The organism is Streptomyces sp. NPDC002513, assembly GCF_053595355.1.
In genome coordinates this window covers 1-12,613 of record NZ_JBSFXK010000016.1, presented here as the reverse complement: position 1 = coordinate 12,613, position 12,613 = coordinate 1, and the positions used below count along the sequence as shown (strand labels likewise).

At 71.2% G+C, this 12,613-nt stretch carries 8 protein-coding genes and 3 pseudogenes; 6 read left to right on the top strand and 5 right to left on the bottom strand.

Going from position 1 to position 12,613, the window contains the following annotated elements; all coding sequences use genetic code 11:
- Positions 1–198: 198 nt before the first annotated feature.
- Positions 199–519: pseudogene (locus ACWD5Q_RS13725) on the top strand (hypothetical protein); the annotation flags it as partial.
- Positions 520–611: 92 nt separating this feature from the next.
- On the opposite strand, the gene ACWD5Q_RS13720 reads toward ACWD5Q_RS13725, so the two are convergent.
- Both ACWD5Q_RS13720 and ACWD5Q_RS13715 read right to left on the bottom strand, forming a co-directional pair.
- Positions 612–2,225, bottom strand: coding sequence for an AMP-binding protein (locus ACWD5Q_RS13720; protein ID WP_451427170.1), 1,614 nt, complete (start codon positions 2,223–2,225; stop codon positions 612–614).
- Positions 2,222–3,901 (bottom strand): AMP-binding protein, encoded by a 1,680-nt coding sequence (locus ACWD5Q_RS13715; RefSeq protein WP_451427169.1) that lies wholly within the window; start codon positions 3,899–3,901, stop codon positions 2,222–2,224. The genes ACWD5Q_RS13720 and ACWD5Q_RS13715 overlap by 4 nt, the downstream gene beginning before the upstream one ends.
- 101 nt (positions 3,902–4,002) lie before the next feature.
- Between ACWD5Q_RS13715 and ACWD5Q_RS13710 the strand changes: the two genes are divergently transcribed.
- From ACWD5Q_RS13710 to ACWD5Q_RS13695, 4 genes are all read left to right on the top strand, one after another.
- Positions 4,003–4,851, top strand: coding sequence for a response regulator transcription factor (locus ACWD5Q_RS13710; protein WP_451427168.1), 849 nt, complete (start codon positions 4,003–4,005; stop codon positions 4,849–4,851).
- 255 nt (positions 4,852–5,106) lie between these two features.
- A complete protein-coding gene (locus tag ACWD5Q_RS13705; protein ID WP_451427167.1) occupies positions 5,107–7,917 on the top strand; it encodes a helix-turn-helix transcriptional regulator in 2,811 nt (936 codons plus the stop codon).
- A gap of 409 nt (positions 7,918–8,326) precedes the next feature.
- Positions 8,327–9,118 (top strand): S1 family peptidase, encoded by a 792-nt coding sequence (locus ACWD5Q_RS13700; RefSeq protein WP_451427166.1) that lies wholly within the window; start codon positions 8,327–8,329, stop codon positions 9,116–9,118.
- A gap of 357 nt (positions 9,119–9,475) precedes the next feature.
- Positions 9,476–10,636 carry a magnesium and cobalt transport protein CorA gene (locus ACWD5Q_RS13695; protein ID WP_451427165.1) on the top strand — a complete coding sequence of 387 codons (1,161 nt, stop codon included), beginning with the start codon at positions 9,476–9,478 and terminating at the stop codon, positions 10,634–10,636.
- Positions 10,637–11,026: 390 nt separating this feature from the next.
- Here the strand turns inward: ACWD5Q_RS13695 and ACWD5Q_RS13690 are convergent, their stop codons facing one another.
- The 3 genes and pseudogenes from ACWD5Q_RS13690 to ACWD5Q_RS13680 form a co-directional block, all read right to left on the bottom strand.
- A complete protein-coding gene (locus ACWD5Q_RS13690) occupies positions 11,027–11,812 on the bottom strand; it encodes an SAM-dependent methyltransferase (RefSeq protein WP_451427164.1) in 786 nt (261 codons plus the stop codon).
- A pseudogene (locus ACWD5Q_RS13685) lies at positions 11,809–12,012 on the bottom strand (DUF397 domain-containing protein); the annotation flags it as partial. The gene ACWD5Q_RS13690 and the pseudogene ACWD5Q_RS13685, both read right to left, overlap by 4 nt.
- Positions 12,013–12,213: 201 nt before the next feature.
- Positions 12,214–12,360 carry a hypothetical protein gene (locus ACWD5Q_RS13680; RefSeq protein WP_451427163.1) on the bottom strand — a complete coding sequence of 49 codons (147 nt, stop codon included), beginning with the start codon at positions 12,358–12,360 and terminating at the stop codon, positions 12,214–12,216.
- On the opposite strand from ACWD5Q_RS13680, the pseudogene ACWD5Q_RS13675 reads away from it, so the two are divergent.
- A pseudogene (locus tag ACWD5Q_RS13675) lies at positions 12,341–12,613 on the top strand (hypothetical protein); the annotation flags it as partial. The gene ACWD5Q_RS13680 and the pseudogene ACWD5Q_RS13675 sit on opposite strands and share 20 nt — an antisense overlap.

Sequence of the window (12,613 nt, the reverse complement as noted above, 5' to 3'; positions counted from 1 at the left end):
GCGCCCCGCGGAGAGCACTTCTCTCTTCGATTTCCGCATTACAGAAAATCATTTCTACTATCTGGAAGCAATGTAGGCGGGGTGGAGAAGGCCGTCAAGACAGTGCGCCGCCGGGCCGCGCGGCGCGCGAAGCCGAGGACAGGCAGGGGCCCACGGGAGCAGGATGGGACCGGTGCCCGACGTAGGGGGGAGAGGGCCATGTCCGAGAGCGTCCTCATGCGCTGCCCGGTCTGCCGGCGCGAACATCTCTACGTGGCGCCGCGCTATCCCTGTGTGTGCGGCGCCCCGGTCGCCCCACCACTGGACCGCCACGACGAACCCTCCGTCGTCACCCACCGCACCTGGGCCGACGACTGGGTCACGGTCCGCTGCGGCACGTGCGGGCGCGAGGACGAGTGGCCGCACCCGGAACTGGGCTGTGCGTGCGGGACGGTGCTGCGCGTCCCGGTGGCCGGGGTGCCGCCCCAGCCGGGTCCCGCGGCACCGCGGAGCCCGGGCCAGGACCCGGACAGCCCCGGGTCACGGCGGGAGACGGCGGGCACGACAGCCTCGCCGACGAACTGGCCGCGGGCCGGGCCTGACCCCTCTCCCGGCCCCCGGCCATCCACCCCCTACGGCCGTTCCGCGTAGGCCTCCCGCAGCTCCACCTTGCGCACCTTCCCCGAGACCGTCATCGGGAAGGAGTCGAGGATCCGCAGGCTGCTCGGGATCTTGTAGCGCGCGAGCTGCTCCTCGCAGAAGCCCCGGAGTTCGTCGAGCGTCGGCGGATCGGCCGCGTCCCGCGGGATCACGCAGGCGAGGACCTCCTCGCCGTAGCCCTCGTGGGGGATCCCGACCACCTGGACATCGGCGATCTTCGGGTGCGCGTGGAGGAACTCCTCGATCTCACGCGGGTAGATGTTCTCGCCACCGCGGATGATCATGTCCTTGATGCGGCCGACGATCTCGACGTAGCCGTCCTCACGCATCACCGCCAGGTCGCCGGTGTGCATCCAGCGGCCGGGGTCGACGGCCTCGGCGGTCCTGTCCGGTTCGTTCCAGTAGCCGAGCATCACACTGTAGCCGCGGGTGCGCAGCTCACCGGCCCTGCCGCGCGGCAGGGTCACACCGGTCGCCGGGTCGACGACCTTCACCTCGATGTGCGGCAGCACCCGGCCGACGGTCGCGGTGCGGTGTTCCAGGTCGTCGTCCCTGCGGGTCTGCAGCGACACCGGGGAGGTCTCGGTCATGCCGTAGCAGATGGACACCTCCTCCATGTGCATCTCGGTGACCACCCGCTTCATCACCTCGACGGGGCACGGCGAACCCGCCATGATGCCGGTCCGCAAGGAGGAGAGGTCGAACGCGGCGAAGTCGGGGAGGTTCAGCTCGGCGATGAACATCGTCGGGACGCCGTACAGGGAGGTGCAGCGTTCCCGCTGGACCGCCTCCAGCGTCGCCCGGGGATCGAAGGACGGCGCCGGGATCACGATGCAGGCGCCGTGCGCGGTGGCCCCCAGGTTTCCCATGACCATGCCGAAGCAGTGGTAGAACGGCACGGGCAGACACACCCGGTCCTGCTCGGTGTAGCCGACCGTACGGCCCACCCAGTAGCCGTTGTTGAGGATGTTGTGGTGGGAGAGCGTGGCCCCCTTGGGGAATCCGGTGGTGCCCGAGGTGTACTGGATGTTGACCGGGTCGTCGCAGCTCAACTCGGCCGCCGCGGCGGCCAGTCGTGCGTACGGCACCGCGGCCCCGCCCTCGATGAGCGCGTCCCAGCCGGGGTCGCCGATGTAGACGGTCTCACGCAGCTCGGGGCAGGCCCCGCGGACCTGGTCGACGAGGGCGCGGTAGTCACTCGTCCGGTGGGAGAGGGAGGCGACCAGGAGCGAGACCCCGGACTGCCGGAGCACGTACTCCAGCTCGTGAGCACGGTAGGCCGGGTTGATGTTCACCATGATCGCGCCGATGCGGGCGGTGGCGTACTGGATCAGCACCCACTCCGGGCAGTTGACCGCCCAGATCCCGACCCGGTCGCCCTGGCGCACCCCCTTGGCGAGCAGCCCGAGCGCCACCTCGTCGACGGCGGCGCCGAACCGCGCGTACGTCCAGCGGCGTCCGGACGCCACGTCGACCAGGGCGTCGCGTTCGGGGTGGGCGGCGACCGCCCGGTCGAGGCTGGCGCCGATGGTGTCGCCGAGCAGCGGCGTGGTGCTGGTCCCGTGTGCGTACGACGGCGCGGTCACCGGAAGTCCTCCTCGCGGTACTCGCTCCCGGACCCGGCGGCCGTGGCCTCGCGCAGTTCGATGCGGCGGATCTTGCCGGAGACGGTCTTGGGCAGGTCGCCGAACTCCAGGCGGCGGATCCGCTTGTAGGGGGCGAGGACGTTCCGGGAGTGTTCGAAGAGGATCTTGGCCGTGTCCGGCCCGGGCTCCCAGCCCGCGGCGAGCACGATGTACGCCTTGGGGACGGCCAGGCGCAGCTCGTCCGGCGCGGGCACCACGGCCGCCTCCGCGACCGCCTCGTGTTCGAGGAGCGCGCTCTCCAGCTCGAAGGGGGAGATCTTGTAGTCGGAGGCCTTGAAGACGTCGTCGGCCCGTCCGACATAGGTGATGTATCCGTCCTCGTCCCGGGTGCCGATGTCCCCGGTGCGGTAGTAGCCGCCCGCCATGACCTCCGCGGTACGGTCGGCGTCGCCGTGGTAGCCGGTCATCAGGCCGACGGGCCGGACCGAGAGGTCCAGGGCGATCTCGCCCTCGGCCGCCCCCGGCGCGCCGCTCACCGGGTCGAGCAGTTCGATACGGAAGCCCGGGCTGGGACGGCCCATCGAGCCGGTCTTCAGGGGCTGGCCGGGACTGTTGGAGACCTGCACGGCCGTCTCGGTCTGTCCGAAGCCGTCCCGGATGGTGACGCCCCAGGCCCGCCGCACCTGCTCGATGACCTCGGGGTTGAGGGGCTCACCGGCGGCGACGACCTCGCGCGGCGGGGTGCGCAGCTGGGTGAGGTCGGCCTGGATCAGCATGCGCCACACGGTCGGCGGGGCGCAGAAGGTGGTCACGCCGCCCCGGTCCATCTCGGCCATCAGCCGGGCCGCGTCGAAGCGCGCGTAGTTGTGGAGGTAGACGGTCGCCTCCGCGTTCCACGGGGCGAACAGGTTGGACCAGGCGTGCTTGGCCCAGCCCGGCGAGGAGATGTTGAGGTGGACGTCCCCGGGCCTCAGCCCGATCCAGTACATGGTCGCCAGGTGGCCGACGGGGTACGAGACATGGGTGTGCTCCACCAGCTTGGGGCGTGCCGTGGTGCCCGAGGTGAAGTACAGCATCAGCGGGTGGTCCGCCGGTGTGGGCCCGTCGGGCGCGAACAGCGCGGAGGCGCCGTACAGGTCCTCGAACGGCTGCCAGCCCGCGCCCGCGCCGCCGGTCGCGATACGGGTGTAGTCGCCGGGCACCTCGTCGAACTTGCCGGTGTCCTCGGCGCGCGCGATCACATGCCGGACCCGGCCGCGGTCGACGCGGTCGCGCAGGTCGGCGGGGCCGAGCAGCGGGGTGGCCGGGATGACCACGGCGCGCAGCTTCATCGCGGCCAGCGCCGTGACCCACAGTTCGGCCTGGTTGCCGAGCATGACGAGGATGCGGTCCGCGGCGCGGACGCCACGCCCGCGCAGCCAGTTCGCGGCCTGGTGGGAGCGTACGGACAGCTCGGCGAAGGACAGCCGGGTCTCGCTGCCGTCCTCCTCGACGATGTGCAGCGCGGTGCGGCCGTTGCCGTCCGCGATGACGTCGAACCAGTCGAGCGCCCAGTTGAAGTGCGTCATGCGCGGCCAGTGGAAGCCCGCGTACGCCGTGGCGTAGTCCTTCCGGTGCGCGAGCAGGAAGTCCCGCGCGGTCCGGAACGCGTCCGTCGGGTCGGTGTTCGCCGTCACGTGTCCTCCTCATTGCCGGACAGCCATCTCACATCCTGTAATCCGTGATAGAGGTCTCACCACCCCCGAACGGGGGTACGCCGCGACGAGGAGGCGGGCACGTGACAGCAGACGCGGCCGAGGCGGTTCAGGTGCGTGGCGCGCTGGTGCGGCTGCGGCGCGCCACGGGGCTGCCGATCGCCTTCGGCGGCCTGGTGGAGTCCGGACGGCCGCAGATCCGTATCAGCGAACTCAGCGGGACCGCGACGACGGCGCTCAGCTCGCTCGCCGTCGTCTCCGGCAACGGCCTGGGCGGCAAGGTGGTGGCGCTGGCCCGGCCGTGCGCGGTGACCGACTACTCGGCCTCGCGGCAGATCAGCCACGAGTACGACGGCGCGGTGGCGGCGGAGGGCCTCAGGTCCGTGCTCGCGGTGCCGCTCGTCGTACGGCGCAGGGTGCGCGGTGTGCTCTACGGCGCCCTGCGCATGGCCCAGCCGCTGGGCGACCGCACGCTGAGCGCGGCCGTGGCGGCGGCGCGGGACGTGGAGCAGGAACTGGTCGCGCGGGACGAGGCGCGGGCGGTGCTGGCGGCTGTGCGGCAACCCGCCGGACCGCCGTCCGGCGCGGCCTGGGAGCGGGTCCGCGAGGCGCACGGCACGCTGCGGTCGCTGGCCCAGCGGGTGGAGGACCCGGCGCTGCGGGCGGAGCTGCTCGCCGTGTGCGGGCGTCTCGCGGGCGCGGCGTCCTCGCTTCCCCCGGCTTCCCCGGCACAGAGCGCGGGTCTGTCGCCACGGGAGGTGGACGTCCTGTCGTGTGTGGCGGTCGGCTCCACCAACGCGGCGGCGGCGGAGCGGCTGGGGCTGCGCCCGGAGACCGTGAAGGGATATCTGCGGTCGGCCATGCGGAAGTTGGGTGCGCACACGCGCTGGGAGGCGGTGGTCGCCGCGCGGCGCGTGGGGGTGCTGCCGTAGCGCGCCGGGGGTGCTCCCGTGGCGTATCGGGTGCTGCCGTGGCGGCCATCTGTCCGTCTCTGCACGGCTTCCGGGTGCATTGCCAGCCACCCGCACCTTGTGCGCACCCTCCGATTGTCGGTTCCCATGCATTCGGCACTCCGGTGAATTCCCTTGTGCCGACGTCTTGTTATGACCCTCACCACCTCACCGGTTGTCCGAAATTCAAAGGCCCGTTGCCTAATATTGGTCGGGACACGACACACGGAGGGAGCGGTGACCGTGCGACGGGACTTCAAGGAGCCTGCCAGACCCCGCTCCGACCTGGTCATCGGCCGGGACGAGCTGTTCGCGGGAGCGCGCGAGCAACTCGCCGGCGGGGGAAGTGTGCTGGTGCACGGCCCGGCCGGAATAGGAAAGTCGACCATCCTGCGCTCGCTGGCCGCGGATTACGGGGAGGCGGTGCGCACCGTGTTGCGCTGCTCGGCGACCGAGTCCGAATCCCATCTCCCCTTCCTCGCCCTCGCGGACCTGCTCGGCCTCGTCGTGGACGAGGTCGCCGACCGGCTGCCCGCCCCGCAGCGCACCGCCCTGGAGTCCGCGCTCACCGGCCGCGGCGAGTCCACGCTGCAACGGGACGGTCTCGCGCTGCGGCTCGCGGTGCTGTCCACCCTGCGGGCGCTGGCGGCTCGCGGCCCGGTGCTGATCGTCGCCGACGATCTGCAGTGGCTGGATCCGGCCAGCGCCGAACTCCTCGGCTTCGCCGCGCGGCGCCTCGGCGGCACGCCGGTGCAGATGCTGTGCGCGGTGCGCACCCACACCGAGCCGCAGGGCCAGGAGCACGACCGCTATCTGAGCGCGGCTCCGCCGGACACTCTCACCGTCCGGGTCGACCCGCTCCCCCGCGCCCAGGTCGCCGAACTCCTCGACCACCGCGGCTACAGCGGCCTGCCCCGCTCCACCGTGCGGGACATCCACCGCACCAGCGGCGGCAATCCGCTGTTCGCGCTGGAGCTCGGCCGCGCCCTGTTCGAGAGCTCGACACCGCCGAGTCCCGGCGAACCGCTGCCGGTGCCGACCTCGCTGCGCGCGCTGGTGCTCAACCGGCTGGAGGCACTGTCCGCGGAGGCCCGCCGCACCCTGCTGGTGGCGAGCGCCGGGGCCCGGCCCACGCTGACCCTGCTGCGCGCCGCGGGACGGCCCCACGCGGAGGCGGAGACGGCGCAGGCCGCCGCGCTCGGGCTGCTGCTGACGGAGCGGGACGCGCCGTACGTACGGTTCACGCATCCGCTGATATCGGCCGCGCTGTACGCGCAGGCGAGCGCGCAGGAGCGGCGGGCCGCGCACGCGGCCCTGTCGACGGCGGCCGGCGACCCGATCGAGCGGGCCCGGCACCTCGCGCTCGCGAGCACCGGCACCGACCCCGCGGTGGCCGGTCGCCTCGGCGAGGCGGCGGCCGCCGCCCGGGACCGGGGCGCGCCGTCGGTGGCGGCGGAACTCGGGCTGCTCGCGGCCCGCCACACCCCGGCCGGGACGGTGCCGGCCGCGGACGAACGGCGGTTGCAGGCGGCCGAGGACGCGTTGACGGCGGGTGAGACTGACTTCGCGCGGGACATCGCCCACGAGGTGCTGGCACGGGCGACCGAACCGGCTGACCGGGTGCGGGCGTGGATGGTCGTGATCGACGCCGCCGGGCACGCGATGGCCGAGGTCGACGCGGTCTTCCCGCAGGCGCTCACGGACGCGGGCGACGATCCACGGCTGCTCACCCTCGTGCACTACCAGCTCGCCTGGCGGGCACTGCTCGTGGAGGGCGACTTCGACCGGGCCCGCGAGGAGGGCGCGCTCGCCGCGGAGCTGGCGGCGCGCGCCGGTGACCGGCGCAGCGAACTGCTGGCCCTGGCCTTCCAGGCGCAGGCCGAGACCCTGATGGGGCATCCGGACGCACCCGTGACCATCAAACGCGCCCTGCGGGAGCCGCAGGACCCGCGGGTGGCGTGCGACCACAACGGCGCGGGCTCCGCGCGGTTCCGCTGGCTGATCATGAGCGACCAGCTCGCCGAGGCGCGCCAGACGATCAGCGGTCTGCTGCGCGAGGTGCGTCGGCGCGGGATGGCCGAGGCCGAGGTGCACTTCCTGCGCGGACTCGCCGAGACCGAACTGCGGGCCGGGCACTGCGGACGGGCCCTCGACCTGGCGCGCGAGAGCCTGCGGCTCGCCCGTGACACGGGCATCGGGGAGGGGGCGAGCGCCATGCTCACCTCGCTCGCGGAGGCCGCGGGCGGCGAGGTGGAGCGGGCGCTGACACTGGCCCGGGAGGCCGTCAGACGCGCCGAGGAGGACGGCGACGTGCTGTATCTGTCGCGGGCACTGGCCGCCCTCGGGCATGCCCAGCTGGTGGCCGGGGACGCGGCGGGGACGGTGGGATCGCTGCGCCGGGTCCGGGAGCTGGAGGAGGGGCTCGGGGTCACCGATCCGGCCCGGGGGCGCTGGCAGGGCGACCTCGCCGAGGCGCTGGTGCGCAGCGGGGAACTGGCCGAGGCCCAGGACGTCATCGACGCCACCCGCACCCGTGCGCTGCGGCTCGGGCGGGAGAGCGTACTGGCGGTGCTGGACCGGGCAGAGGCGCTGGTGCGTGCCGCACGAGGAGAAACGGATTCGGCCGTACGGCAGTTGACGTCGGCTCAGAGCCGTCTCGCGAAACTGGGGTACGGGCTGGAGGAGGCGCGGGCCGCCTTCGCGCTGGCGGGTCTGCGCACCCAGAAGCCCGGGCCCACGTCGTACGACGAGGCGGCCCGGCTCTTCCGCCGCTGCCGCGCGATGCCGTGGCAGCGCCAGGTGGAGACGGCCGCGGTCACGGGAGCCGCCGAGCCGCCCCTGGCCGCGGCGGCCCTGGACACCCTGGCCGCGACGGAGCGGCAGGTCGCCTCGCTGGTCATGGAGGGCGCGACCAACCGCGAGATCGCGGCCCGGCTGTTCATCAGCGTGAAGACCGTGGAGGCCACGCTCACCCGGGTGTACCGCAAGCTGGGCATCCGGTCGCGCGTGGACATCGTGCGTCTGGCGGCGGGGCACCGCTCGGCCTGACCGGGGGCCGGCGACCGCGTGGCCCGCCGGACCGGGCCACGCACAAGACCACCGCCCGGCCCGACCCGAACCCGCCAGGCACGGGACCACCGCCCGGCCCGACCCGAACCGGCTGACCCGGGCCACCGCCGACCGGATTCCGCCGACGCCCCGGGCCATCGCTCGACCGGATCCGGCCGACGCCGCCCGTTTACGCGCGCAGACCGAGGGTTATCCCTGCCCAACTCCCTTAGGGGGTTCCCTCATTGGGGAGGGACCGGGCCGCCTTCTAGCGTAAGGGCGTGCCGCTCGCCGGACACCGGGGCCGGCCCCCGCTCCTCTCGAAGCCCACTCGAGCGGGACGGGCCGACGCCGCCGTGCATCACCCCCGTCCGCGCGATCCCCCACCGGCAACCCCCTGAGGAGACTCATGTTCGGGCTCACCCGCGCGAGAAAGACCGTCGCCGCCGCCCTCGCGACCGCCGCCGCCACCACGACCGCGCTGCTCGGCGCCACCGCCGCGGTCGCCGCGCCCCAGCCGATCGTCGGCGGCACGACGACCACGACGACCGCGTACCCGTTCATGATGCAGATCACGGACGCGTCCGGTAACCAGTTCTGCGGCGGCACACTGGTCGCGGCCAAGAAGGTCGTCACGGCCGCGCACTGCATGGCCGGTGAGACCGCCGGCAGCGTCCGCGTGGTCGGTGGCCGCACCTATCTCAACGGCACGAACGGGACGGTCAGCAAGGTCAGCAAGATCTGGGTCAACCCGGACTACACGGACACCAGCAACGGCGACGACGTGGCGGTGCTGACCCTGTCCAGCTCGATGCCGTACACGACGGCGTCGTACGTCCCCTCCTCCCAGACGGGCGTGTACGCGGCCGGCACCACCGCGCGGATCGTCGGCTGGGGCACCACCTCCGAGAACGGCAATTCCTCCAACCAGCTGCGCACCGCCACGGTTCCGATCGTGTCGGACTCCAGCTGCGGGAGTTCCTACGGTTCGGACTTCGTCCAGTCCGACATGGTGTGCGCCGGATACCCGTCCGGCGGCGTGGACACCTGCCAGGGCGACAGCGGCGGTCCCCTGCTCATCGGGGGCGTCCTGGCAGGGATCACTTCCTGGGGCAACGGCTGTGCCGAGGCCGGTTACCCGGGTGTCTACACCCGGTTGACCACCTTCTCCTCGCTGGTGACCGCTCAGGTCAACTCCTAGCCCCAGAAGGCTCCTGAGTATCACTCAGGTAGATACCAGGGGGCGTTGCGGGCCTCCACGAGCGGCTCGCAACGCCCCCTGTCCACCCCTCCGGCCGTGGGCCGGGCCCCGAGCGGGCCCGGCCCACGGTCTCTTTCTGCGTCCGCGGCCTGCGGCCGGCCATGAGCCCCGAGAGGCACCTTCCGTGACGTGGGGCTCGCCCTCTGCGTGATGACGCGCATATCGGTTCGGTTTGCGGACAGCTTCCGTCCGCAGCTCTCACCGGATCCTGGGACACTCGTCAACCGCGCTCCGTTTGCCCGGTATATCCTGCTCCGTGATCACACAGACGTACGTTCGACACGGGAGGCAGCCGCGATGTCCGAGAGCCGCGCCCGCCCAGCCGCCAGGAACGGCCGCACGCCGGTATGGCGCCGCGCCCTGAACCAGGCGACGACACCGCCCGCGAGCCCCCCGGCGCCGCCGCCCGACCCGGCGCCCGAGGAACCCGTGGAGACGGACAGTGTCGTCCAGGCGGTCCTGTACCGGGACGGCGTCCGCATCTCCGCTCCCGCGTCGCTGGCCGACACCTTCCGCGAGCTGCGCGACGACCCGGACGGCATGGCGTGGATCGGTATGGCCCGTCCGACCGAGTCCGAGCTGCTCTCCCTGGCGGCCGAGTTCGATCTGCACCCGCTCGCGGTGGAGGACGCGCTGGAGGCGCACCAGCGGCCGAAACTGGAACGGTACGGCGACACGCTGTTCGTCGTGCTGCACGCCGCCCGCTATCTGGACGCGCCGGAGGAGGTCGACTTCGGCGAGCTGCATGTGTTCGTGGGCCCGGACTTCGTGATCACGGTCCGCCATGGCGCGGCCCCGGACCTGTCGGCGGTCCGTCGCCGCATGGAGGAGTCGCCCGAGCTGCTCAAGCTGGGCCCCGAAGCGGTGCTGTACGCAATCCTGGACGCGGTCGTGGACGGATACGCCCCCGTGGTCACCGGTGTGCAGAACGACATCGACGAGATCGAGACCGAGGTCTTCCGCGGCGACCCCGAGGTCTCCCGCCGCATCTACGAACTCTCCCGCGAGATGGTGGAGTTCCAGCGCGCCACCCGCCCCCTGGTGGGCATGCTGCACGGCCTGATGGCGGGCTTCACGAAGTACGGCACGGACGATGAGCTCCAACGCTATCTGCGGGATGTCGCGGACCACGTCACCCACACCAGTGAACGCGTCGACGGTTTCCGCCAGGCCCTGGCGGACATCCTGACGGTCAACGCGACGCTCGTCACCCAACAGCAGAACGCGGAGATGCGGGCGCTGGCGGAGGCCGGCTTCGAACAGAACGAGGAGATCAAGAAGATCTCTTCTTGGGCGGCGATCCTGTTCGCTCCGACGCTGGTGGGGACGATCTACGGCATGAACTTCAGGAAGATGCCGGAGTTGCACTGGGCACTCGGATACCCCTTCGCGGTCGCCCTGATGGGGGTCGTATGCGCCAGTTTGTACCTCATCTTCAAGCGGAAGGACTGGCTCTGAGCAACCAGCCGACGAGGGCCTATGCCGCCGTTCCCCCTCATGCCGCACCGGGATGACGCCGACCGCCGCCGGAGCGGGGGTCGGCGATGCCCTCCCGGGTGACGTCCTCACCGTCCGCCACTCGTAGGTGACCCGGCGCAGCACGGCGGACAAAGCGGACGGATTCTCCACGATCGCTCGCCGCTGAAGGCTCCTCCACCCGGGCACCGCTGTGCTCTATCGGAACGAGGTCCACCAGCGCCGGCGATCTCGTTCGACAGCTACCGTCACACCCGCTCGGCAGATCCTCAGACCGGTTCCACGACGGGTCGAACCGACCTTTCGGCCGTCGAGTCGCAGCACATGACGGCTTCCAGCCCGAGCCGAATCACCTGCTGCTCCGCGGAGCACCTACGGTTTCTGCGCGACACCGACGTAGAGGGGAACCTGTTCGTCGTTGAACTCCTGATCAGGCTCCGGGTGCCAGTTGGTGACAACCTGAATGCCCGGGTCGATCAGATCAAGCCCCGTGAAGAACCGGGCAAATTCGTCTCGTGAGCGCACTTGCGCGGGCACGCCGCTCTTGCGGTAGATCTCCACGGCCTTGTCCCAGGCAGCAGGATCAAAGTCTCCCGTCACGTGCGAGAGCATGAGGAAGCTACCGGAGGGGAGGGGAGCCAAGAGCTTACTCACAAGCTCGTAGGGCTTGTACTCGTCGGAGACGAAGTGCAGCAGGGCGACGAGTGAAAGGGCGATCGGCTCCTCGAAGTTGAGGATCTCCTTCGCACCCTCGATGATCCCCTCAGGCTCGCGGACATCCGCCTCAATGTACTTCGTCCTGCCCTCGGGCGTGCTCCGCAGGAGAGCCTCTGCGTGACGGAGAACGACGGGGTCATTATCCACGTAGACCACGCGTGATCGCGGGTTGACCGCTTGGACGACCTGGTGGAGGTTGGGTTCCGTCGGGATTCCGGTTCCGATGTCGAGGAACTGATCGACACCACGGTCAGCCAGGAGCCGGGAAGCCCGATACATAAAGCTTCTGTTGGTTCGGGCGGCAACCCTAATGGCCGGCAGGAACGATATGACCCGCTCGGCAGCCTCCTCATCGACCAGGTAACTGTCCTTGCCGCCGAGGTAGTAGTCGTACATGCGGGCCGGATGCGGCCGACTGGTGTCAATGGGCTTTAATGTCATCGCCTCTTCTTCGTCCTTTTCGTGTCGTTATGGTGACTTTGGATGGCGGGCGCCGCCAGAGCTGAGGCCAGGAGGAAATCTACCTCCCCTGCCTTGGCCCCGATGATGAAGGCCTCGATCTCCCCTTGCTCGCAGATCAGCGCGGGCCCGTCAGGCTCGGTCGACTGGCGCAGAGCCAGACGCCCTCTCGCGACCCGCACGGGCGTCGCCCTGCCGGTGGCCACCGCCGCCCTCGCTCAGCTCTGAGCCACCCCGGCCTCCGGCCGGATCACCCCTCCCTGAAGAAGGAGACGACATGGATGTCGTGGGCCTGGGCAGCCAGGATGGATGCGAGGGCACTCTCAGCGAGATGCCGGAGGTGGTCGTGGAACGTCATGGGCGGCGTGGTCCTGTCGGTCGGTTCATGAGTCCCACTCATCGCAGTACTCGATGTGGATCTCTCGCGCGTCGCCGACGTAGCCGGGCCCATTGCGAGCGACGTCGAGGAAGTGCCGGGCGGTCTGTCTGAACACCTTGGTGCTGCCGTTGATGGCGACGGCGACGTGCACCGCTTTCCGGGCCGTCCTGGAGGACAACGGCCTGCCTGTCGGGCAGCGGGTGCTGTACGAACGAGTGGGTTTCCTGGCCGCCTTGTGCCAGGACCTGACGACCCGGCTGGTCGCGGACCGGTGGGACGAGACGTCGCTGGATGTGCTGGCCGCCGGGATGGACGAGCGGGGCGAGGCGCTGCCGTCCAAGGGCTGGATGGCCCTGCGCCGCCTGGGCTGGAACACCCCTGCGTCTGCGTCTGCTGGGGCGGGC